We start from the raw sequence: 20754 nt of genomic DNA on the forward strand, positions 1-20754 counted from the left end.
GACCGATGGATTTCTCACTCACTGAAGAACAGATGATGCTGCAGCGCTCGGCCCGGCGCATGGTCCAAGAAGAGATCATGCCGATCTTGCAGGCCAATGATCCCGATCGGCCGCTGCCCAAGCCTGCCATGCTTCAGGTCTACGCCATTTTCGCACGCGAAGGCCTGACCGCGCCGCGCCTGCCGGTGGAAGCGGGCGGCAGTGGCATGAAGATGCTCGATTATGGCCTCGTCTTCGAGCAATTGCCGCCGGCGCTCGCCATTTCGCTCCTCTCGCATGAATGCACGATCGCGCGCATCTATGCGGACAGCAGCGAGGCGCAGCGCGCGCGCTTTCTCCCTGAGCTGATCGCCGGCAGGAAGATCTGCTGCACCGGCACCACCGAGCCCGACACCGGGTCGGACCCGCGCGGCGTGCGCACCCGTCTGACAGAAACGGCCGATGGCCTTGTGATTGACGGCCGCAAGATGTGGATCACCAATGGGACCGTCAGCGATGTCATGATCGCCACGTGCTCGGCGGGTCAGGGACCCAGAGGCAACATCATGCGCCGCGTGGTTGTCGAGCGCGAGGTCTCACCTTACGAGGCGCGCGAGATTGCGACCCTGGGTCTGCGCCAGGGCCATCTATCCGAGATCCTGTTCAATGAATGCCGCGTGCCCAAGGCGAATGCCTTGGGCGAGAGTGGCGACGCCGCGCGCATCCTGACGCTCACCTGGAACGGCAACCGCCCGCTGGTCGGTCTGGCGGCTGTTAATTTGGGGCAAAAGGCATTGGATGCAGCAATAGAATATTCGAAGGTCCGCACCCAATTCGGTGGCCCGATTGGCGCAAAGCAGCTGATCCAGGAACGGATCGCCGATATTGCCGCCGATGTGATGGCAAGCCGGCTGCTCTGCTATTACGCCCTCGACACGATCGACAAGGGCGGTCGCGCCAATGGCACCTCCGCCATGGCCAAGCGCTTCGCCACCAGTGCCTGCGAGCGTGCGGTGTCCCTGGCCATGCATGTGCATGGCGCCATGGGCATCAGCCGCGAGGCGGGGCTCGAGCAGCTCTATCGCGACGTCCGCATGCTTCCCATCCCCGATGGCACGAATGAGGTGCTGACCCTGATCACCGGTCGCGATCTCACCGGGTTGGATGCCATCCGGGCCTGAAGGTGGTGTTATGTCATGCTTACACCGCGCGCATTGCAGATTGAGGTGCATTTTCCCTTCCCTTGTGCTGTATCGGCGGGCTGCAGCCGGGTGCCATTGCCGCGGCCGTACCCAAACAAAGCACCGAAAGGGATAGAGATGATCCGCGCAGTAAGCCGGGCTCTGGCGATTTTCGACGCCTTTGACGAACAGCACCTCAGCCTGTCGCTCCAGGAAATCGGTGAGCGGATCGCCATGCCCAAAGCCACGACCTTCCGGCTGGTCAACAGCCTGGAACGGGGAGGCTTCCTGGTGAGGCTCGACAACCAGCAATATTGCCTGTCGCTGAAGATGGTGCGTCTGGCCGGCCTGGTGAAAAGCACGATCGGCATCCGCGAGGTGAGCCGTCCGGTGATGATAGCTGTGGCCAAGCAGACCGGCGAGACCGTGACGGTCAATGCATTATCAGGTCACGAGCGCATCTGTATCGACGTGATCGACACACCATCGCCGTTGATGACCATCGTCCGGCCGGGCGAGCATCTGCCGCTGCTACATGGCGCGACCGGCAAGGCCCTGCTGGCCTATCGCACGCCCGAAGAACTAGATGCCATCATCAAGGCCTCGCCCGGCGGCGATCGCATCGACCGCAAGAGCCTGGATGAGGAACTGAAGCTCGTGCGTGAGCGCGGCTATGCCTTGACCAGCGGCCAGCGCGTGCAGGGCATTACCGCGATCGGCGTTCCCTTGCGCGACATGAAGGAGGAAGTGCACCACTCCCTTGCCCTGACCGGCCCCAGCATCCGCATGGACCCGCGCATCGAGGAATTCGCCCAGATCATGCTGGCGGCCGGCGCCGAGATCTCGAGCCGGCTCGGATCGATCCTCTCATCGAGAACCATCCCCCATGAATGAAGCGGGCGCACTCGCTGATCTGAACATCATCGAAACCGGCGTGGTCACCGCCTATGCCGGCAAGCTGTTCGCAGATCACGGCGCCCGAGTGACCCTCATCGAGCCGCCGTCAGGCTCGCCCTTGCGCAATCATCCACCTTTCCAGGAAGGCTGTTCCGGGCCCGAACGCAGTCTGCACTTCGATTATATGAGCGCGGGCAAGGCCAGCATCATAGCCGATCTTGATAGCAAGGCCGGTCAGGCCGCGTTTCAGGCAATGCTTGCGCGCACCGATATCGTGCTCGATGACCGCCACCAGAGCTGGTGGGCGCAGCGTGGACTGGCCTTTGCCGATCTGAGCAGGGATTATCCTAACCTCGTCTGGTGCGCGATCACCCCCTATGGCCAGACCGGGCCATACCAGGAATTTGCCGGCTGCGATCTGACCGCCATGGCCATGGGTGGCATGGCCTGGCTCTCCGGCTATGAGGACGGCCCCATTGTCTCGCGCGGCGAGATCGCCTTGCGCAGCGCCTCGCTCTATGGCGCCGTGGTGGCGCTGGTCACCGCCCTGGGCCGCGAAGGACGCTTCCACAGCCGGTTCATCGACATATCCGTCCAGGAGGTTGTGGCGCTCGGCACCGAGACCGCGCCCCAGTTCTATGATCTGCAAAGCATCATCCGCGGCAGAAACCCGGAGCCCCAGCGCCAGGCCGGCATCGGTGTTTATCCCTGTGCCGATGGCTATGTTATGGTCTATGCGGCGGAAGCCGGCGTCGGCACGGGCTGGACCCGTCTCATCGAATGGATGATCGCCAGCGGCATCGCTGCGGCCCAGCCGATGCTTGCCGCGGAATGGGCGACCAATGCCTTCAAGCAGACGCCCGCGGCCAAGCAGGCTTTCGCGGCGGCCTTCCAGGAATTCGCGCAAGACCGGCGCAAGCAGGACCTGTTCCTCGAAGGTCAGCGCCGTCGCATCGCCATCGCCCCGGTCAATGGACCATCCGAGGTCCTCAACGACCCCCATCTTCAAGAAACCGGCTATTTCCGGGCGCTCGAGATCGCTGAGGGGAGAACCCTGCCATGTCCCGGCGCCCCCTTTCACCTATCGCGCACCCCCGGCCGCATGACAGGCCCGGCGCCCCGCCTTGGAGAGCACGGATGAGCCGCGCTGCACCGCCCCTGCGCGATTTGCGGGTGCTCGACTTCACCTGGGTCGGGGCCGGACCCTTCACCACGAAGCTGCTGGCCGATTTTGGCGCCGAGGTGGTGAAGGTCGAATCACGCAAGCGGCCAGACCAGCTGCGCAAGGCCGAGCCGCTGACCGGCCAGCGCACGCTCGAGGAAAGCGGCTATTTCGCCAACCGCAACGTGAACAAGAAGAGCCTCGCCATCGACTTGAAACATCCGGACGCCCGGACCGTGGTGCTCGCCCTGGCCAAGCACTGTGATGTTGTGATCAACTCCTTCTCACCCGGCGTGATGGAGCGTTTCGGCTTTAGCTACGAGGAGATCCAGGCGGTTCGCGCTGACGTCATCTATGTCAGCATGCCTTTTGGTGGGGATAGCGGGCCTTATCGGGAATTTCTCGGCTATGGCATGAACATCGCCGCCTTGGTCGGCCTTTATGCCATGGGTGGACGCCCCGGCCGTTGGCCGGTCGGCACCGGCACCAACTTCCCCGACCATATCCCGAACCCGCTTCATGCCGCCTTCGCCATTCTGGCAGCTCTCGCCGAGCGTCGCCGCAGCGGGCAGGGGCAGAGGATCACCCTATCGCAGATCGACAGCACCCTCGCCATGTTTCCTGACGACCTGCTCGATTATGCCGCCAATGGCCGGCTTGCTGAGCCAGGTCAGGTTGATGATCCCGACGCCGCTCCCCATGGCGTCTATCCCTGTCTGGGCGAGGAGCGTTGGTTGGCCCTGTCGGTGAAGGGGGATGCACAATTCGCGGCCCTATGCTGCGTCATGGGCGAGCCAGGACTTGCCACCGATCCGCGCTTCAGGAATGTCGCCGGCCGCAAGGCCCACCTCGACAAACTCGATGCGACGATTACCGCTTGGACCGCGAGGCACGATGCCCAAGCCCTGATGGGACAGCTGCAATCAGTCGGCATTGCCGCGGGGATCGTGCAGAATGCGGAGGACCTGCTTGTCCGCGATCCCCACCTGAAGGCGCGCGGTTTCTGGCAATATCTCGAGCACCCGGTGATGCAGCGCAGTGTCTATCACGGCGTGCCGGCTCAGATCGGCGGCCTTTCGAACCGCTACCAGTCGCCCGCACCGCTGCTCGGGCAGCACAATGACGAGCTTCCGGCGCTCACCGGCCTTTCGCCTGACCTGATCGCCGAGCTTGCCGCCAAGGGCGTGTTCCAATGAGCGAGGCCATGAATTTCGATCTGCCCGAGCATGTGGCCATGATCCGCGACACGGTGCACCGCTTTGCGATCGAGGAGCTGCGCCCGCTCGAGCCTCTCGTTCTGCGTCGCGAGGCCGAGCGCGGCTTCACCGATAGACCACTGCTGCCGCTGGAGGTCGAAGCTGATTTACAGGCGAAGGCCAGGCAAATCGGCCTCTATGGTATCGATGTGCCGCAGGACTATGGCGGCCAGGATTTGGGGGCCCTTGCCAAATGCGTGGTCATCGAGCAGCTCAAGCACGCGATCGTACCCTTTGTTCCCCCACCCGACAGCCCCAACCTGCATCTGCTGAGATCGCTTTGCCGGGGCGAGCAGATCGAGCGCTATTTCCTCCCCTATGCCCACGGCGAAAAGCGCTCATGCCTTGCCCTCACCGAGCCTTCGGCGGGCTCGGACGCCGGGGCCATCCGCACCAGCGCCGAGCGCCGCAATGGCCGCTGGATCCTGAACGGCACCAAGACCTTCATCAGCCATGCCCGTAACGCCGATTTCCTCATCGTCATCGCCCTGACCGACCCCGCCAAGCGCAACCACGGCGGCATGACCGCCTTCCTGGTCGATCGTGACACACCTGGCCTGTCGATCCCCTCGACCTTCCCGATGATCGGCGAATATTGCCCTTATGAGGTTGTGCTCGACAATGTGGAGCTCGCAGAAGAGCAGGTGCTGGGCGAGGTGGGTGATGCTTTCGGGCCGCTGCAGCGCCGCCTTGGCGTGCGGCGCATGGAGATTGCTGCAAGATGCCTTGGCTTTGCCGCCCGTTGCATCGAGATGATGATCGAGCAGGCGAACAGCCGCACCACCTTCGGACGCCCGCTCGCAGATCGTCAAACCATTCAATGGTGGATCGCCGACAGCTATCAGGAGCTGGAAATGGTGCGTCTGCTCACCTACCGGCTCGCTTCGCGCCTTGATCGGGGTGATGCCGACCTGCGCACCGAGGCCTCCATGGTCAAGGTACAGGGCACCGAAATGATCGCCCGCGTGGTTGACCGCGCTATCCAGGCCTTTGGCGGCATGGGAGTGAGCAAGGAACTGCCGCTCGAATATATCTATCGGGTGGTGCGGGTCTATCGCATCGTCGAGGGGCCGAGCGAGATCCATCGCTGGGTGATCGCCCGCGATCTCCTGAAACATGGATTGCCTGCCGCATGACCATCGATGTCGTTCATGAGGACCAGGTGAGCCTCATCACCATCAACCGGCCCGAGGCGCGCAACGCGCTCGACCCCGCTACGGCACGGGCCCTCTATGAGGCGCTCGCCGCCTTTGAGCAGGATGAGAACCGCCGCGTGGCGATCATCACCGGCGCGGGCGACAAGGCCTTCTGTGCGGGCGCTGATCTGCGCGCCGCGCTCGATCCGGATGTGACCCTGGCCCAGCGCGCGCTCAGTCCTGGGGACGCAAGCCTCGTGCGCGATCCTGGTCTTACCAAGCCTGTCATCGCCGCGGTGAACGGCTATGCGCTCGGCGGCGGTTTCGAGCTCGCGCTCATCTGCGATATCCGCATCGCCTCCACCAATGCGAGCTTTGGCCTCACCGAAGTGACCGTCGGCAGCATGCCCGGCAGTGGCGGCACCCAGCGCCTGCCGCGGATCATCCCACCGGGGACGGCCATGCATCTCGCGCTCACCGGCGAGCGGATTGATGCGGCCGAGGCCTATCGTATCGGCCTCATCACCCGTATGACCAAGCCGGAGATGCTGCTGGATGAGGCCCGCGCCATTGCCGCACGGATTGCGGCGAATGCGCCGCTCTCGGTGCGCGCCGTCAAGCAGGCGATCCGCAATGGTCAGGACATGCCTTTGGCGCAAGGCCTCGCCTATGAGCGCAATCTCTTCAACCTGCTGCGCGAGAGCGAAGACCGGATGGAAGGCCGCCGGGCCTTTGCCGAGAAGCGCAAGCCCGTGTTCCGGGGACGATGACCTATGAGCGGCATTTCTGACCAGATCGCCATTGCCGGAATAGGGGCGACCAAACAGGGCAAGCTTCCAGGCCGCACCGCGCTCGATCTCGGCATCGAGGCCTTCGCTTTGGCACTTGCGGATGCAGGGCTGAGCAAGGCCGACGTCGACGGGCTGCTCACCATGCCCGGCACCACATCCCCCGAAGGAAGCCTTCATTATCTGCGCTTCGGTGAAGCGACAGGCCTCAACCCCCGCTATACGGGCAGCCTCACCATGGGCGGCGGCACCGCCGGCGCGCTTGTGCAGATGGCGGCGCTCGCCATTCATGCGGGCCTCGCCTCGGTGGTCGCCTGCGTTTTCGGCGATACGGCCAAGACGGGCGGTGTGCGCTTTGATCGCGCGAGTGGCGGTGAGGTGCCATGGTCCCAATGGGGCATGATGGGCGCGGCCGCCAATAGCGCTGTCGCCGCCGACCGCCACATGCATGTCTATGGCACGACGAGCCGCCAGCTCGCCGAAGTGGCGGTGGCATGCCGTCATCATGCTTCGCTCAACCCGGAAGCCGTGATGCGCGAGCCCATCACCATTGAGGATCATCAGGCCTCCCGCTGGATCGTCCGGCCCCTGCGCCTGCTGGATTGCTGCCTCATCTCCGATGGCGGCGTCTGCATCATCGTCACCTCCGCCGAGCGGGCGCGCGATCTGCGCCAGCCTCCTGTGCTGCTCGCAGGGCTGGGCCAGGCCTATACGGCCCAGACCTTGGAGGCTGAGAAGTGGTGGTACGTGCCCCATCAGCGCCAGGCATTGGCGGATGCCTTTGCCATGGCCGGCTGCACCCCAGGCGATATCGATGTTGCTCAGCTCTACGACAATTTCACCATCTCGGTGATCCTGTGGCTTGAGCATGCAGGCTTTTGCGGTGAAGGCGAGGGGGGTGCCTTTGTCGAGGGCGGCCGCATCAGACTGGGAGGCGATCTCCCCGTCAACACCGCCGGCGGCAATCTCTCGGAGAGCTACATGGAGGGCTGGCTGCACATCGTTGAAGGCGTGCGCCAGATCCGCGGAACGGCGGGCGCGCGTCAGGTGGCGGATGCCGAACATTGCCTGGTGACGGGGCGTGGCATGGCGCTCAATTGTGCCAATGCCGTGATTTTGCGGAGGCCATGATCATGACAGACATTCCGCCCAAGCCGGTGCCCGCGCTCTCCGACCTCAACCGGCCCTTCTGGCAGGGCGCAGCGCAAGGCCGCCTCATGCTGCAGCGTTGCGGCGCTTGCGGTCATCTCCGTTTTCCCCTCGGGCCGGTCTGCACCATCTGCCTGTCGCCTGAGACCGAATGGGTAGAGATGTCCGGACGCGGCAAGGTGCTCTCGCACCTCGTCTTCCATCAGGTCTATCACCGCGCTTGGGCGCAAGATGTGCCCTATAGCGTGGTAATGGTCGAGCTTGATGAGGGACCTCGCCTCTTCTCGAACATTGCCGATCCTACCCGCAGCGATATCGAGACCGACCTGGTGGGGCGCCGGGTCGAGGCGGTGTTTGAGCCGATGACGGAAGAGATCGGCCGTGTGCTGTTCAAGGTGCTGGAGGGGTGACCGGCCGCGGGCTGACCGGTCACCGCGAGCCTCGGTTCAATAGGCCTCGCTCGTGGGCACATAGACGGTGCCATCCATGATGCGCCGCGCCGTGCGGCTGAAGCCGAGCGCGTCGATCTCCATGCCCTCTTCGTTATTGGCCTTGCGGGTCTTCACCGTCACATGCATGACCCCGGACGGGTGTCCGATGCTCAGCGTCTCCTTTTCAGAGGCGCCATTCGTCAGTTGCTGGTTCACGATCGAATCGGGAACCCGCGAGGCCGCCGCGATGCACATGGACCCGGTGCCGGCCATGCTCTCATGGCAGCGATTCATGAAGATGAGCCGCGCCTTGAAGTCCATGTCCCCGGCCTCGACCGGCTGGCCATTGAGGGTCTTATAGGCACTCGGTTCCGAGACGAACACGACGAAGGGCAGGAAAGGCGATTCCTCATCCACGCGCGTCCAGCTCGAGGCATAGCCGATCCGCTCGGCCGCCTTGCCGCGGATTTCACGCAGCCGGTCGACGAGTCCATGGTTGTGGTTGATGTCTTCGGGACCCTCGTCGCCTCTGAGGCCGATATCGCGGGCCCGGCAGAATACGATCGTATTGGCCACATCGCAAATGGTGACCTCGAGCTTCTGTCCGCTCTCGAGCTCGAGTATGTCGGTGCGGTTGCCCGTGGGCAGAACCTTGCCGGTCTTAGCACCCGCGGTGAGCCGGTAATCCATGAAGATCTCGGCGCCCGTGCCAGGCACGCCGGCAATGGCGAAATCGCCCTTCACCTTGGCGCGCCCGCGGATCACCGGCACCTGGGCAATCATGATCTTGCCCGTATTGGTATTGTGGATACGGACCTCCGTGACCGGCTCCTGCGGCCGGACCAATCCCGCGTCGATGGCGAAGGGGCCGACACCCGCCGAGATATTCCCGCAATTGCCGGTATAGTCGATCACCGGCTTGTCGAGCTCGGCCTGCGCGAAGGTATAGTCGATATCCGCATCCGCCCGCGTTGATGGGCCGATGATGGCGATTTTCGACGTGACGAGATGGGTGCCGCCGAGCCCGTCGATCTGCATCACATCCGGCGTGCCCATCATCCGCAGGAGCAGGGCATCCCGCTTTGGCCCGGGCGCGGGCAGGTCGTGCTCGTGGAGATAGACGCCCTTGCTGGTGCCGCCGCGCATCAGCGTGCAGCGGATGCCGATCTGCTCCGGTTCGTAATGGCTCATGGTCGTTTCCTCATATTCGTTTTTGTCAGGCGATGGCGGCATTCGGCTGCGCGAGGGCAGCACCTTGGGCCCCGATCACCGCCACCTCCCGGTTACCCTCGCCCAGCGGACCGATCGGCGCACCGACCCCGGCCGGCGTTTGCGAAAGTTGGAATGGCGGGCCGAGCAGGGGCCATCTGAGCCCATCCGCTTCGCGCCAGGCGATGATGCCGGCCGCGAAGGTCTCGGGATCATCCGCCACCTCGGCCACCGAGCGCACCGGGGCGGCCGGCACTCCCTGCGCGCGAAGGGCTGAGGCGAGCGCGTCACGGCTCAGCGCTGGCGCGTTCTCAACTTTAGCCACTGCGGCCGCCACGTCATCTGCGCTCGCGGCGATGGCCACATAGCCATCGGCGCCGGCAACCATCTCGAGCGGCTCTGATCGCTCGCCATTCCAGTTCGTCTGCGTCATCCAGACGGCGGCATCCTGCATCGCAAGGTCGATGGACTGCCCGAGGCCGGTGCGGTCGCGATAATCGAGCAGGGCGAGAATGGCGAACAGGGCAAAGAGCCCGCCGGTGATATCGCCCGCGGAAACGCCGAGCTTGGTGGGCACCCCTTGAACCCGGGTTAAATCCATAATCCCCGACATGGCCTGCACCACCGTGTCGAAAGCCGGCCGGCCCGGATGGACGGACGAGGCGCCGAAGCCGGATATGCCGCAATAGACGAGCCGAGGATTGATCCGTTCGAGCTCGTCGGGTGCGAAGCCTAGGCGGGTGAGCGATCCCGGCTTCATGTTCTCGACCAGCACATCGGCGCTTTCGATCAGGCGTCGGAAGATCTCCCGGTCCTCGCTTGCGCGCAGGTCGAGCGCCACGCTGCGCTTGCCGCTATTGCTCATGGCGAAGAAATAGCCGGTCCCGGCCTGATGCGGTGGCCAGGCGCGAGAGGCTTCACCGGTTGGCGGTTCGATCTTGATGACCTCCGCGCCCAGAGAGGCAAGCTGGCGGGCGGCCAGCGGCGCCGTCGTATATTGGCCAATCTCGATGACGCGCAGCCCGGCACAGGGCAGATCAGGGGCCGCCATAGGGCTGAGATGTCGGCGCGGCGTAAGAGCTTCGATGAAATCCCGGTCCCCATCGGGTGCCGGAATCGCTGTCGGAGAACGGCCGGGCGTCCGCGAGGCTTTGAGCGGTGCGCCGGCGACCAGCGCATCTTTGCCCGATACCGGATCATGTAGCCTCACCGCCATGCGACGGTGAGCGATATTCTCATCCTGCTCGAGCTTGGCGATCTCGAGAATGGGGCCTGAGGCGATATCGCCCTTGTTGAGCCGTTCGACGCTGTCCTCGACCGAAATCGCGTCCATCCATTGATTGACCGCGGCGTCGACCTCATCGACGCGGGTAATGCGGTCCGCGAGCTTGACCAGAGGCCCTTCGCGGGCAAGCTCCGGCCGGCCCATCAGGTCGCACAGTTTCACCCAATGCTCGTCCTTTGCCGAACAGAGCAGAACCCAGCCATCGCGCGCCTTATAGGCATTCCAGGGTGCAGCCATCGGATGGCGATTGCCGGCCCGCTTGGTGGCCTTGCCGCCGTAATGCAGCGGCAGATAGGTCGCCAAGGCGTTGATGCCGCACGCATAGAGGCTCACATCCACCCGCTGCGCGGGACCATTCCTGCGGCGCACCCTGAGGGCTGCGAGCACCCCTGCGGCCGCATAAAGACCCGCGTGGAATTCGAGTGCCGCAACATCCGAAGCGGTGGGCGGCAATTCCGGCAGGCCGGTCACGTCGGCAACACCGGTGATCGCCTGCATCAGCTTCTCGCTCCAGCCCCGATGATCGGATGGCGCATCAGGACCAAACGCGGTGATGTCGCAGACGATCTGACCCTCACGCAATCGCGCTCTCACCATCCGGCCTGCCGCGCTGTCGATATCCGAGGACAAGAGCACGATATCCGCAGCTGCAAGGGCGCGCGCCAAGAGCTCGTCATCCTCACCCCCTCCGCGCCAGAGGAGGCTGCGCTTGCCGGCAAAGAGTGTTGCGCGGCTGCGCCATTTATCCCGCTGCGGTGCATTGTCCGGCTCAACGACGATCACCTCGGCGCCCGCTTGCGCGAAGAGCAGGCCGCAGGCGGCGCAGGCACGCCGATCACCGATTTCGAGAACCACCAGATCGGCCAAGGCCGTATTGTCCATTCGGATCCCCTGTTTCATAGAATGGAACTGGGTTCAATTTTTATCCTAACAGGAGATTTCACCCGAAGTCCATCCTGGAAATCGGTGCTGCTAAGACCAGGTCGGGCTGGGCTGGGCGTGCGCCAGGATTGCCGCCTGCACGGCGGGTAGGCGAGTTCATCAGCCGAGAAATGAAACCCGTCTGTAATTGCCACTGACATGAGCGGACGGCCTTGTCAGCCGCTGCGCCCGCAGCCTGCTCAGGGAATTACGAGATTAGAGGCAATACTTCGGGCCCTGAGTAGGCGGCCTGGAGCAGATCAGCCCTGTTGGGCCCGCGAGCGCTCGGAGGTTGGCACCCAGATCCGGGCAACGCAGCTGGTGAAAAAGGCGAAATCTTCGGGATCAACGAGGATCTCACCTTTGATGCTCTGCTCGATCGCGCCAAGCCAGCGCGAGGCATCTTGCCAACCCTGGCGTTCGCTGCGGCTGAAAAGGCCGGGCCACAGGGGCTCCTCGGCAAGCGCATCTGCATCGCCATCGCTTGCCAGAAGCAGCACCCGGTCGCGCCCGCCATCGCACGCGCTGACCAACGAGCCCGCATTGAACCGCTCGATGACGGGTGAGGACGCGATCATCGCAAAGGCTTCCGAGGTCAAGGCACCGCCAATGAGCTGGTCTCCGCGCCCGACAAATCCTCCAGCGGTCGCATCACCCTGCGACCCGCTCTGGTAAAGGCAGGCCATCGCGCAAGCCAAGTGTCGCGAGCGCACCGCGAGATCAACCACGAACGGCAGATCCGGGCAGTTCTCGGCGAGCAGCACCGCGCGGCCATGGCGTTTTGCGTCAGCGGCGAGCGCATCGACCAGCAGCGGCGCCATTTCGAGCAGGCTGCGGCCGCCTGCATCGATCCGCAATATTCCGGCACGCAGCTCGCTCACCCCGATGGCGGGCCGATCCCTGAGACCGATGCGGTCCTGAGCAAGACGAATCGCGCGCAACGCAAGCCCGGTCGCCGCTTGGCTTGCCGCCAGCGTATGAGCGCCCCGTTCAGCGCTCGAGAAGCGAAACCCGAGCCCGCGCAGCGCATGAACGCCGCTGCGCACGAGCTCGGCGTAAGAAACGGGAATAAGATCAGTCATTCTGCGGGCTCGCTCACCGGCTTGACCGGCATGAGCCAGTCGCGCATTTCCCCCTGGGCGATCTCGGCCGGCGAGGGTGCCCCCTGCAAGAGCACGCCGCGCACCCAGGCGATGCTTCTGGGCGCCCCGCTCTCGAAGCCGAAGATGGACAGGAAAAACCGGATCACCTTGATCGGCAGGAAATCGCGATCAACGAGGTTGCCCCGGATTTCCCCATAAGGCTTGCCTGCCATGAACTGGATGCGCGAGACGATATAGGCATCATCCGGATGAGCAAGCAGGTAGCGCGCCACCAGCTCGTCGTCCTCACGCTTCTCGAGATGCTGCGCAAGCAGCTGCACCGCCCCCACCACGTCAACGAAGGTCTCGAATTCCACCCCTGGGTCGATATGGCGTTCTCCCCGCCGCTGCTCTCCGGCCTCTTCCGAATGGTACCAGAAGTGCCAGCAGCGCTCAGGCGTGCTGCGGTCCACCCGCAGCACCCAGCCATAAGTCTTCGCCATTAGGCGGCGCAGCGCGCCAACGGTCATATGTGGATCGAGCCGGCGCGTCTGGCGCATGGCCGGAGAAACGAGCCGCCGCATCGGGCCGGTTGCCTCCGGATAGAGGTCGATCAGGAAGGCATGCAGTTGCTCGAGCCCGTCGCCGCCCAGACTATTCTCGGCGTGCTCGCACAAAATGGCCCAAGAAAGCCCTTCGGGTCCCTCGGACCAAACGTGCAGCTGCGAAAGCAGGCGCTCGAGATCATCGGCCAGCACCTCATGGCTGGTGAGGCCATGGGTGGGGCCCGCCACTTCGCGGTAATAACGTATGGCGCGGGCAAGCCTGTCCTGCAGTTGCGGAAGCTTCGCGTGAACCGAGGATGAGGGGGCCGTTTTGGCGTAGGCGAGCGCGAGCTCACGGGTCAGGCACCAGACATTCACCCATTGCGGCCAGCGCACCAGGGCGCAGGTCATGCCAAGGCCGGATGAGTTGCCAACGCCGATATAGCGGCGCGAGCTTGGTGAAAGCCGAGCTGCGCGCGGCGATCTTGCGGCGGCGATGGCATCTACGAAATCGAGCCCGATCTCCCGCCACATGTAAACCAGGAACAGGTCCATGTGATAGGGCACCGCGAAAGGGTGATCATCCTCGATCCCGGCCCAGCTTGCAGCACCCGCCCGGCCATTCCCGTAAAAACCGGCATTCCGGATGACATAGCCGCCGCCTTGCGCAAGCTCGTCGAGATCGGGCTGCTCGCCGTGCTCGAGCCGCTCGACCGCATGCTCGAAAAACCGTTGGCTGCGATTGGCGGCGGTCCAGCCATAGGAGGCAGCATCGGTGCGCCCGCCCCAATGCGGAATGGCCATGGCCGCAAGTTCCCGGGCGATCAGCGCGTCATCCGCGCGATGGCGGGTGAGGGAGGCGATGAAGTCGGCCGTGCGATCCATGCGGCGGCCTGGCTTCTCCTCGCCATCCCAGCAGGCGCGGACGATCAGGGAAAAGCTATGCCTCCCCACCGTGAGATCATAGACCGCAAAGCCATTACCCTCCCGGTCGACCTCGATGTTACGGCAGCGGATCTGCCAGCGCTCCTCGACCATCTTGTCGAGCAGCGTTCGCGAGAAGCTCAGCGAACAGGCTTTCATGGCGCTCAGTGCATCGGGCGTCATGATGGCATCGGGATCGCGCAGCCGCTCCCGCATGGCAGCGAGACGCTCGGCCCCGAAAATGGCGGTGAGGTCCGCGAGCATTTGCGGCTCGATCTCGATCATCTTTTGCCCGGTCAAGGCAGTCTCCATCTCGGGTGTGGGCACCGGCTTTCGGAAGGGATCATGCTCAGGCAAAGAAGTGGAGTGGGATGACCAATCAACCAATCCCGCTTTAGAGCGACAGCCGCGACGGCCGCCGCCTTACATTGACGGACTTGAGATAGGTATAGCTCTCGATCTCTTCGAGATTGCCCTCACGGCCAAAGCCGCTGAGCTTGATGCCACCGAAGGGCGATCCCAGCGCCCAGGAGACGGGTCCGTTGACCTCGATATAGCCCACATCGAGGTCGCGCTCGACCTGCTGAACCATGTTGAGATCGTCCGTGATCACCGCTGCTGTCAGGCCGAGCGGCACGCCATTCGCGATCCCGATCATGCGGTCGTAATCCGACCATTCGATCATCGTGATGATGGGACCGAAAATCTCCTCCTGTGCGATGCGCATCTCAGCTGTGGCATCCGTGAAGAGGGCAGGGGTGAGATAGAGCCCGCATTCGAATTCTGCGCCACTCGGCTTCTCGCCACCCACGGCGAGCCGTGCACCGTCTCGCCGGCCGGACTCGAGATAGGCAAGACACCGGTCATAAAGCACCTTGAAGCTGATCGAGCCCATCTGTGCCGCGGGATCGAAGGGCGGCCGGACCCGCAATGCCTTGAGCCGCGCAACCAAGCGTTCTTCAAATGCTCGGCGCACGGCGGAATGCACCAGGATGCGCGACGTCGACCCGCACGATGCCGCCTGCCAGCTGAAATTCATGCCCGCCATGGCCGTATCCGCCGCGAGATCGAGATCGGCGTCGGGAAAGACGATCAGCGCGTTCTTGCCGCCGAGCTCCAGTGTCAGCGGCACCAGCCGCTCGGCAGCAGCGCGCATCACGGCACGGCCGGCATCCGTGCTCCCCACCAGCGACAGGCGGTCTATGCCGGGATGATTGACCAGCGGAACTGCCACGCGCTCATTCGAGCCGGTGAGGATCGTCAGCACGCCGGGCGGAAAGACGTCCGCCACGAGCTCGCCGATGAGCAGGGCCGAGAGCGACGTATGCGGCGATGGCTTCATGATCAGCGCATTGCCGGCCAGCAGCGGTGCTGCAGCCGCCACGCCGAATCCATAGGCGGGATGATTGAAGGGCAGGAGGCGCGCGACCACGCCGAAAGGCTCACGCCGGGTATAATGCAGCCCGTCATCGAGCTGGGTGGCCTCGCCCTTCAGTTCATAGCCGATCGAGCAGAGATACTCGATGGCATCCGCGGCATAGACCGGGTCCGCGCGCATGCCGCTATAAATATTCCCGCTCTCCAGCGAATCGAGCGCCCCCAGAACCGGCGCGTGCTCGCGTAATATTGCGGCGAGTTTCAGCACTGCGGCCCGGCGCTCAGGATATGTCCGTTGCTTCCACTCCCGCTGCGCGGATTTCGCAGCCTTGACCGCGCGGTCGATATCCTCGCCGCTGGCATTGGGAATGCTGGTGAGGCGCTCACCCGAGGCAGGATTGAGCGTGTCGAGAGTGGCACCTTCCGAGGCCGTGCACGGGCGTCCATCGATCAGCATCCGAAACGGATGCGTCGCAATTTCGGCCAGCTCTTCCGAACTCGGCACATCGCCGCCGAAGGCGGCCGCTCCCGCTTTGATCATGACACCCCGCAAAACCCGTTTGGAACCCCTTTTCGTATTATGTATGACAATACGATGGTCTCGAATGGCTGTCGATATGCTTGGCGCCTCTGCGACATCCACAACGCCTCCGTTCGTATCACTGCTTAGAAGGTAGCCCGCGATGCACTATGTTCGCCTCGGCAATAGCAATCTTAAAATTTCCCGTCTTTCGCTGGGCACCATGTCCTTTGGCAGCCCCGAATGGCGCTCCTGGACCCTCGATCTTGACGCAGCCCGCGAACTCGTTCGCGTCGCGCTCGATGGCGGAATAAATCTGTTCGACACCTGCAATTTCTATTCGGTCGGCCGCAGTGAGGACATTCTTGGCACGCTGATTGAGGAATTCGGCGTGCGGGACGACGTGATCATCGCCACCAAGGCCGGCTATGCCATGCGGCCGGCGGCCACCGCCCGCGGTTTTTCCCGCAAGCATCTCTTCGAGCAGGTCGATGCTTCGCTGCGGCGCTTGAAGACCGACTATATCGATCTCTATCAGACCCATATCTGGGATCCGGCCACCAATCTCGAAGAGATGGTGACGGCTTTCGACGATCTGGTGCGCAGCGGTAAGGTGCTCTATGTCGGTGCCACCGACATGCCGGCCTGGCAATTCGTCAAATGCGTGACCATGGCGAAGGAGCGTGGCCTCGCCAGTTTCGTTTCCATGCAGAACCACTACAATCTCGCCTGGCGCGAGGACGAGCGTGAGCTGATCCCCTTCTGCGCCGCCGAGGGCATCGGGCTGCTTCCATACAGCCCCCATGCCCGCGGCCTGCTCTGCGGCCGCGCGCGCCGGACCGGCGCCACGCAGACCGAGCGCTACCGGACCGATGATTACGCCAAGGCTTGGTTCGGCCGGCCCGCGGACGAAGCCATGGCCGATCTGGTTGAGGAGATTGCCGGGGAACTCGGAATGCTGCCCTCCCAGGTCGCCCTGGCCTGGGTCCTGTCGAAGCCGGCTGTCCATTCCCCGATCATCGGCGCGACGCGGCTCGAACATGTGCGCGATGCTCTGGCCGCGATCGATCTCGTCCTGCCGGCAGAGGCGGTGCAGCGGCTGGAAGCTGCCTACGTGCTGCGTCCCGCAAGCGGCCACGGCTGACACAAAAATGGCGAGGGGTGCTAAGCACCTCTCGCCATTGCTCTAGGGTCTAGGAGCGTTTTAGGCGAACCACCAGCGCTCGGCACAGCGATCGCCGTCCATCTCGCCATTGCCGGCAACCTTACCCGTCGCGATCTTGTCGCTGGTTGCCTGGACGAAATTGAGGAAACAGGGCAGCACGGCGCCGCCCTCGTCCCGGATGATGCTCTGGATCTCGTAATACATCTCCCGGCGCTTCGCTTCGTCCGCCTCGCCACGAGCCGCCACGAGCAGCTCGTTGAACTTGGGATTGTCCCAGCGCGTCTCGTTGGAATCCGCACCCTTCTCATAGCAGATCGAAAGAATGCCATCTTCCGTGGGCCGGCCGCTCCAGAAGGAAACGCACCAGGGCACCTTCTTCCACACCTGGCTCCAATAGCCATCGCTCGGCACCCGGTTCAGCTTGATAGTGATCCCGGCCTGCCGCGCGCTCTCCTGATAGAGGGCGCACGCATCGACCGCGCCGTTGAAGGCCGCATCCGACACGTTCAGCTCGAATGTATGGCGCTCGAGGCCTGCCTTCTTCAGATGGAACTTTGCCTTCTCTGGATCATATTCGCGGATCGGCAGATCCGGGTTGAAGTAGCGATTGACCGGGGCGATCGGCTGATCATTGCCGACTTGGCCGAACCCCTGCAGCACATTGTCCACGATCTGCTGACGGTTGATCGCGTATTTGAGCGCAAGCCGCACATCGACATTGTCGAACGGTGCGGTATCGGTGAGCATCGGCAGGGTGAATTGCTTGGTGCCCTGCACATTCTGCAGCTTCAGCCTGGGATTGCGCTGCACGAGTGCCGCGGTCTTGGTGTCGACCCGGTTGATGGCATCCACTTGCCCGCTCACCAGGGCATTCATGCGGGCGGAAGAATCATTCACGGCCAGCGTATCGACCTCGTCGAAAAAGCCCCGGTCACTGCGCCAATAATTCGGATACCGCTTGGCAAAGGCCCGCACCCCTGGCTGGAACGATTGCAGCGCATAAGCTCCGGTGCCGATACTGGTGAGCCAATCCGTCGTGCCGGCCTGCATGATCACCAGGTGATAGTCGCTGAGCGACATCGGGAAATCGACGGAGGGGACCTTCAGGGTGAAGATCACCGCATGCGGGCCGTCGGCCTTCACGTCCTCCACATTGGCGACGGTGCTCTTCGCCCCGGAAATGCTGTTGGGGCCACGATGATGATTGATCGTGAACACCACATCCTCGGACGTGAATGATTTGCCGTTGTGGAATTCCACGCCCTTGCGAAGATTGAAGCGCCAGGTCTTCAGGTCGGCCGAGGGCTCCCAGGATTCGGCAAGCGAGGGGCCGGGTGTGAAATCCGGCAAGACCTCGACCAGCGTGTCTCGGACCTGGGCGGACAGCACCTGGATGAAGGTGTCCCACATGGAGCCTGGTTCGAACGTGTCCGTGGTGCTTCCTCCGGCGAGCGCAAGCCTGAAGCGCCCGCCCCGCTTTGGAGCGGCCTCCTGCGCCTGCACGCCCACCCCGGAAAGTCCGGCGAGCCCTGCGGCGCCCGCGCCGGCCAGGAACCCTCTCCGCGATACGCCTGAAAGGAAAGGCGCGTTATTCATTCTCCATCTCCCTCTGTTTTTGGAGCCCCTCTACCCAAGGACAAGCCGTCAGCAGACAAACTGACCAAACGGTTATCTTGTATGACAGAACATAATCATACGAGATTGCCCCGGTCCAGAGCATCTTAGCCCTGGTGAACCGCTCCGATCGGATTTCAGCGGAGATTTAACCCAGCTTCGCCCGCCTTTCTCCACGGGCCCAAGACAATTGACTTGTTCTTGTCATACAATATAGTCGCGGGCGGGGAGTGGGGCCCTTGACCTGAATAATCCGTCTACAATCAAATAATGGTATTTTGGCAATGTTGATAGATTGGCACACGAATCTCGCCTTGCCCGAGCATTATGGTGAAGAAGAGAACGGCGAGCTGCAAAACAGGGTCAAGAACAGCACCTCGGGCGATCCCGATTCACACCGGAAGCATGTGGCCGATATCGCGGAGAAGTTCGTGGTGATCACCATGTACTTTCCGCTTCTGAATACATTCGTGCCAAATGAATTTGTGGCGGATTATGTGCGGCCGTTTGGGGGCCGCGCGAAGGGCCTCGCTTGCGTCGAGCCCATGAAGCCGGATGCGCCCCGGCAGCTCGAATATGCAATCCGGGAACTGGGGCTACACGGTCTGAAAATCTCCCCCGTCTATGGCGCATTCGATCCTTGGGCCCGGGAAGCGGGTGAGGTCTACCGCAAATGCGTTGAGCTGAACGTACCGCTGCTGTGGCATCAATCCGCCGGCTATGCCAGCAAATGCGCGCTCGAATACGGCAACCCGATCCTGCTCGACCGCATCGCTCGGGAATTTCCGCAGCTGCGCATGATCGTTGCCCATTTCGGTCAGCCATGGATCGGCGAGACCGCTGTGCTGCTCCGCAAGAACCCGCAGATCTTCTGTGATCTTTCAGCGCGCTATCACCGGCAGTGGCAGCTCTACAATGCTTTGATGCTGGCTCTGGACTATAATGTCACCGGCCAATTGCTGTTCGGATCAGACTTTCCGCTGCGGACCACGAGCGAGGCGCTGGCTGAGTTTCGCAGCCTGAACGACTGGAAGGGAAAGGCGATGCTGCCTGAATTTCCAGCCGAGATCATCGAGGAGATCATAAACAATCGGCCCCTCGAGCTGATCTGGCCGGAAGGGTGAGTTTTGACCGTAATGGATCATCGGCAGCTCATGAATAGAGCCGGGGAAGGGGGCCGGGAATGTATGCGCTGATCGCTAAGCGCCTGTGGTCGGGCGCCGTCGCATTGTTCATTCTGCTGACGGCGATTTTCTTTGCCACGAGCCTGCTGCCGGGTGACCTTGCCGAGATCGTGCTGGGCCGCGATGCCTCGCAAGAGGCGCTTCAGAATTTCCGCCATGGACTAGGCCTCGACCAGCCGCTCTATGTGCAATATTGGCGCTGGCTGACGGGCATTTTCTCCGGTGATCTCGGTCGCTCCCTGGCATCGGGCATGGCCATCGGCGATATGCTGTTCGAACGATTGGGGCACACCCTTTTCCTTGCCGTCTATGCGGCGATGATCGCTGTGCCGCTCGCCCTCCTCCTGGGAATTTTGACGGCCCTTTACCGCGACAGCCTGTTCGACCGGCTGCTGAATGCGAGCACGCTCGTCTCGATCTCCTTTCCCGATTTCTTCGTGGCCTATGTGCTGATCCTGATCCTCACCATCATCTTCCCCGTCTTCCCGAGCATAGCGAGCCTCACGCCCGGCGCTCCCTTATCCGAGCGCCTCTATGTCACCTTTCTCCCCGCCATCACCCTCGCTCTGTTCGTCATGGCGCATATGATGCGGATGACACGTGCGGCGATCATCGATCTTCTATCGCGGCCCTATATTGAAATGGCGGACCTCAAGGGCTTGCGTAAGCTGCGCATCATCGTCCGTCATGCGCTTCCCAATGCCTGGGCGCCGATCGTCAACGTGATCGCCTTCAACCTGGCCTATCTCGTTTTGGGTGTCGTGGTGATCGAGGTTGTGTTTGCCTATCCGGGCCTCGGCGGGCTGCTCGTCGATTCCGTGGCGCGGCGTGATATACCGGTGGTTCAGGCGGCCTGCCTCTTCTTCGCCTGCACCTATCTCATCATCAACCTGGTCGCGGACGTCCTCGCCATGGTGAGCAATCCGCGCCTGCGTCATCCGAGGTAAGT

General features: G+C 63.1%; 17 protein-coding genes. 11 read left to right on the top strand and 6 right to left on the bottom strand.

The window, feature by feature from the left end; genetic code table 11:
- Positions 1 to 5: 5 nt before the first annotated feature.
- The 8 genes from RCF49_RS00470 (at position 6) to RCF49_RS00505 (ending at position 7958) form a co-directional block, all read left to right on the top strand.
- Positions 6 to 1160 (top strand): acyl-CoA dehydrogenase family protein, encoded by a 1155-nt coding sequence (locus RCF49_RS00470; protein WP_342642088.1) that lies wholly within the window; start codon positions 6 to 8, stop codon positions 1158 to 1160.
- A 138-nt stretch (positions 1161 to 1298) separates the two neighbouring features.
- Positions 1299 to 2054, top strand: coding sequence for an IclR family transcriptional regulator (locus RCF49_RS00475; RefSeq protein WP_342642089.1), 756 nt, complete (start codon positions 1299 to 1301; stop codon positions 2052 to 2054).
- Entirely contained in the window at positions 2047 to 3198 is a 1152-nt protein-coding gene (locus RCF49_RS00480) for a CoA transferase (protein ID WP_342642090.1), read from the top strand. Before RCF49_RS00475 ends, RCF49_RS00480 begins: the two co-directional genes overlap by 8 nt.
- Positions 3195 to 4415, top strand: coding sequence for a CaiB/BaiF CoA transferase family protein (locus RCF49_RS00485; RefSeq protein WP_342642091.1), 1221 nt, complete (start codon positions 3195 to 3197; stop codon positions 4413 to 4415). Before RCF49_RS00480 ends, RCF49_RS00485 begins: the two co-directional genes overlap by 4 nt.
- An 8-nt stretch (positions 4416 to 4423) precedes the next feature.
- Entirely contained in the window at positions 4424 to 5611 is a 1188-nt protein-coding gene (locus tag RCF49_RS00490; RefSeq protein WP_342642092.1) for an acyl-CoA dehydrogenase family protein, read from the top strand.
- A complete protein-coding gene (locus RCF49_RS00495) occupies positions 5608 to 6381 on the top strand; it encodes an enoyl-CoA hydratase/isomerase family protein (RefSeq protein ID WP_342642093.1) in 774 nt (257 codons plus the stop codon). The genes RCF49_RS00490 and RCF49_RS00495 overlap by 4 nt, the downstream gene beginning before the upstream one ends.
- 3 nt (positions 6382 to 6384) lie before the next feature.
- Entirely contained in the window at positions 6385 to 7530 is a 1146-nt protein-coding gene (locus tag RCF49_RS00500) for a thiolase C-terminal domain-containing protein (protein WP_342642094.1), read from the top strand.
- Positions 7531 to 7532: 2 nt separating this feature from the next.
- Positions 7533 to 7958, top strand: a complete 426-nt coding sequence (locus tag RCF49_RS00505; RefSeq protein ID WP_342642095.1) for a Zn-ribbon domain-containing OB-fold protein — start codon at positions 7533 to 7535, stop codon at positions 7956 to 7958.
- Positions 7959 to 7994: 36 nt separating this feature from the next.
- Here the strand turns inward: RCF49_RS00505 and RCF49_RS00510 are convergent, their stop codons facing one another.
- The 5 genes from RCF49_RS00510 to RCF49_RS00530 form a co-directional block, all read right to left on the bottom strand.
- Positions 7995 to 9170, bottom strand: coding sequence for a 2-methylaconitate cis-trans isomerase PrpF family protein (locus RCF49_RS00510; RefSeq protein WP_342642096.1), 1176 nt, complete (start codon positions 9168 to 9170; stop codon positions 7995 to 7997).
- Between the two features lie 25 nt (positions 9171 to 9195).
- On the bottom strand, positions 9196 to 11355 hold the full coding sequence (locus tag RCF49_RS00515; protein WP_342642097.1) for a CaiB/BaiF CoA-transferase family protein: 2160 nt from the start codon (positions 11353 to 11355) through the stop codon (positions 9196 to 9198).
- Positions 11356 to 11654: 299 nt separating this feature from the next.
- On the bottom strand, positions 11655 to 12476 hold the full coding sequence (locus RCF49_RS00520) for a hypothetical protein (protein WP_342642098.1): 822 nt from the start codon (positions 12474 to 12476) through the stop codon (positions 11655 to 11657).
- The gene (locus RCF49_RS00525; protein ID WP_342642099.1) at positions 12473 to 14245 is read right to left on the bottom strand and encodes a hypothetical protein; all 1773 of its coding nucleotides are present in this window, start codon (positions 14243 to 14245) and stop codon (positions 12473 to 12475) included. The genes RCF49_RS00520 and RCF49_RS00525 overlap by 4 nt, the downstream gene beginning before the upstream one ends.
- 94 nt (positions 14246 to 14339) lie before the next feature.
- Positions 14340 to 15863, bottom strand: coding sequence for an aldehyde dehydrogenase family protein (locus RCF49_RS00530; protein WP_342642100.1), 1524 nt, complete (start codon positions 15861 to 15863; stop codon positions 14340 to 14342).
- Between the two features lie 142 nt (positions 15864 to 16005).
- Here RCF49_RS00530 and RCF49_RS00535 point away from each other — a divergent pair, with 142 nt between their 5' ends.
- Positions 16006 to 16986: an aldo/keto reductase gene (locus RCF49_RS00535; RefSeq protein WP_342642101.1), complete on the top strand. Its 981-nt coding sequence runs from the start codon at positions 16006 to 16008 to the stop codon at positions 16984 to 16986.
- Positions 16987 to 17046: 60 nt separating this feature from the next.
- Here RCF49_RS00535 and RCF49_RS00540 read toward each other — a convergent pair whose 3' ends face one another.
- Positions 17047 to 18603 carry an ABC transporter substrate-binding protein gene (locus tag RCF49_RS00540; protein ID WP_342642102.1) on the bottom strand — a complete coding sequence of 519 codons (1557 nt, stop codon included), beginning with the start codon at positions 18601 to 18603 and terminating at the stop codon, positions 17047 to 17049.
- Positions 18604 to 18905: 302 nt separating this feature from the next.
- On the opposite strand from RCF49_RS00540, the gene RCF49_RS00545 reads away from it, so the two are divergent.
- Complete coding sequence (locus RCF49_RS00545) at positions 18906 to 19745, top strand: amidohydrolase family protein (RefSeq protein WP_342642103.1); 840 nt, start codon at positions 18906 to 18908, stop codon at positions 19743 to 19745.
- 59 nt (positions 19746 to 19804) lie between these two features.
- Positions 19805 to 20752: an ABC transporter permease gene (locus RCF49_RS00550; protein ID WP_342642104.1), complete on the top strand. Its 948-nt coding sequence runs from the start codon at positions 19805 to 19807 to the stop codon at positions 20750 to 20752.
- Positions 20753 to 20754 lie beyond the last annotated feature (2 nt).

Source organism: Rhodoligotrophos sp. CJ14 (assembly GCF_038811545.1).
In the GTDB taxonomy this organism is placed as follows: domain Bacteria; phylum Pseudomonadota; class Alphaproteobacteria; order Rhizobiales; family Im1; genus Rhodoligotrophos; species Rhodoligotrophos ferricapiens.

Bases quoted from the DNA above. Each gene is read 5' to 3' on its own strand.
- RCF49_RS00470 (WP_342642088.1), top strand. From the start codon at position 6: ATGGATTTCTCACTCACTGAAGAACAGATGATGCTGCAGCGCTCGGCC.
- RCF49_RS00475 (WP_342642089.1), top strand. From the start codon at position 1,299: ATGATCCGCGCAGTAAGCCGGGCTCTGGCGATTTTCGACGCCTTTGAC.
- RCF49_RS00480 (WP_342642090.1), top strand. From the start codon at position 2,047: ATGAATGAAGCGGGCGCACTCGCTGATCTGAACATCATCGAAACCGGC.
- RCF49_RS00485 (WP_342642091.1), top strand. From the start codon at position 3,195: ATGAGCCGCGCTGCACCGCCCCTGCGCGATTTGCGGGTGCTCGACTTC.
- RCF49_RS00490 (WP_342642092.1), top strand. From the start codon at position 4,424: ATGAATTTCGATCTGCCCGAGCATGTGGCCATGATCCGCGACACGGTG.
- RCF49_RS00495 (WP_342642093.1), top strand. From the start codon at position 5,608: ATGACCATCGATGTCGTTCATGAGGACCAGGTGAGCCTCATCACCATC.
- RCF49_RS00500 (WP_342642094.1), top strand. From the start codon at position 6,385: ATGAGCGGCATTTCTGACCAGATCGCCATTGCCGGAATAGGGGCGACC.
- RCF49_RS00505 (WP_342642095.1), top strand. From the start codon at position 7,533: ATGACAGACATTCCGCCCAAGCCGGTGCCCGCGCTCTCCGACCTCAAC.
- RCF49_RS00510 (WP_342642096.1), bottom strand. From the start codon at position 9,170: ATGAGCCATTACGAACCGGAGCAGATCGGCATCCGCTGCACGCTGATG.
- RCF49_RS00515 (WP_342642097.1), bottom strand. From the start codon at position 11,355: ATGGACAATACGGCCTTGGCCGATCTGGTGGTTCTCGAAATCGGTGAT.
- RCF49_RS00520 (WP_342642098.1), bottom strand. From the start codon at position 12,476: ATGACTGATCTTATTCCCGTTTCTTACGCCGAGCTCGTGCGCAGCGGC.
- RCF49_RS00530 (WP_342642100.1), bottom strand. From the start codon at position 15,863: ATGATCAAAGCGGGAGCGGCCGCCTTCGGCGGCGATGTGCCGAGTTCG.
- RCF49_RS00535 (WP_342642101.1), top strand. From the start codon at position 16,006: ATGCACTATGTTCGCCTCGGCAATAGCAATCTTAAAATTTCCCGTCTT.
- RCF49_RS00540 (WP_342642102.1), bottom strand. From the start codon at position 18,603: ATGAATAACGCGCCTTTCCTTTCAGGCGTATCGCGGAGAGGGTTCCTG.
- RCF49_RS00545 (WP_342642103.1), top strand. From the start codon at position 18,906: ATGTTGATAGATTGGCACACGAATCTCGCCTTGCCCGAGCATTATGGT.
- RCF49_RS00550 (WP_342642104.1), top strand. From the start codon at position 19,805: ATGTATGCGCTGATCGCTAAGCGCCTGTGGTCGGGCGCCGTCGCATTG.